Raw genomic sequence first — 1,207 nt, 5'->3', positions numbered from 1 at the left:
CTCCCCCGCGACGCTCCCCCCGGCGCTCGACCCCGACGGCCCGGAACTGTCCGCCATCGCCGCCGCCGCGGGAGACATGACCGTGTGCATCGGCTACACCGAGGCCGGCGACGACACGCGCTACAACACCGCCGTCTGCCTCACCGGCGACGGCGTCCTCGGCGTCCACCGCAAGGTGCATCAACCCGTCGACGAGGGCACCCGCTACGGCGCAGGGGACGCGTTCCGCGCCTTCGACACCCCGATCGGACGCGTGGGGATGCTCATCGACTACGACAAGACCTTCCCCGAGTCCGCGCGGTCGCTCGCCCTCGACGGGGCGCAGGTGGTGGCCACCCTGTCGGCCTGGCCCGCCAGTGTGACCGACCGCGCCGCCCGACTGCCCGCGGACCGTCAGTCCCGACTGTTCGACCTCTACGACTGCGCCCGGGCCGCCGAGAACCAGGTGTTCGTGGTGGCCTCCAACCAGACCGGGGTCATGGGCTCCCTCCGCTTCCTCGGCCAGGCCAAGGTGGTGGGACCCGGGGGCGAGATCCTGGCCGCGACCCGGTCCAAGGGCGGACTCGCCCGGATCGAGGTCGATGTCCACACCGAGCTCGCACGCTCGCGTCGGGTCCTCGACCACCTGGCGGAGCGGCGACCGGAGACCTACGCGACGGAACCACGCCGGGCGGCCTCGCCTGCGCGACCGGGAGGCGACACGACGTGCGGATAGCCCTGCTCACCTATTCGACCCGCCCCCGCGGGGGCGTCGTCCACACCCTCCACCTGGCCGAGGCGCTGGCCCGGGCCGGGCACCGCGTGACGGTGTACTCCCTGGCCCGCGGCGCGGACGCGGGCTTCTTCCGCGAGGTCGATCCCGCGGTCACCGTCCGCCTCGCACCGTTCCCGGACCGTCCCGGCGAGTCCGTCACCGACCGGATCGTGCGCTCCATCGCCACCCTGCGGGAGTTCGTCGACCCGGACGGGTTCGACATCGTCCACGCCCAGGACTGCATCAGTGCCAACGCGGTGGGTCGGTGCATCCGCACCGTGCATCACCTCGACGACTTCACCACCCCCGTTCTGGTGGACTGCCACGAGAAGGCCCTCACCACCCCCTACGCCCACGTGTGCGTGTCCGAGGCCGTCGCCGCCGAGGTCCGCCAGGGATGGGGTCTGGCCCCCACGGTGATCCCCAACGGCGTCGACCACGCCCGCTTCGCCG

Annotated in this window: 2 protein-coding genes; both read left to right on the top strand. The window is 72.8% G+C overall.

Features of this window, described 5'->3' with window-relative positions:
* Window positions 1-715, top strand: a 715-nt coding sequence (locus IY392_RS16325; RefSeq protein ID WP_194861791.1) for a carbon-nitrogen hydrolase family protein, incomplete at its 5' end; no start/stop codon positions are given.
* A partial coding sequence (locus IY392_RS16320; RefSeq protein ID WP_194861790.1) for a glycosyltransferase occupies window positions 706-1,207 on the top strand: 502 nt, incomplete at its 3' end. The genes IY392_RS16325 and IY392_RS16320, both read left to right, overlap by 10 nt.

This window comes from Dietzia sp. SYD-A1 (assembly GCF_015356725.1).
GTDB lineage: Bacteria > Actinomycetota > Actinomycetes > Mycobacteriales > Mycobacteriaceae > Dietzia.
Note: the sequence above shows the minus strand (reverse complement) of the source record. Positions and strands in the feature narration are given on the sequence as shown.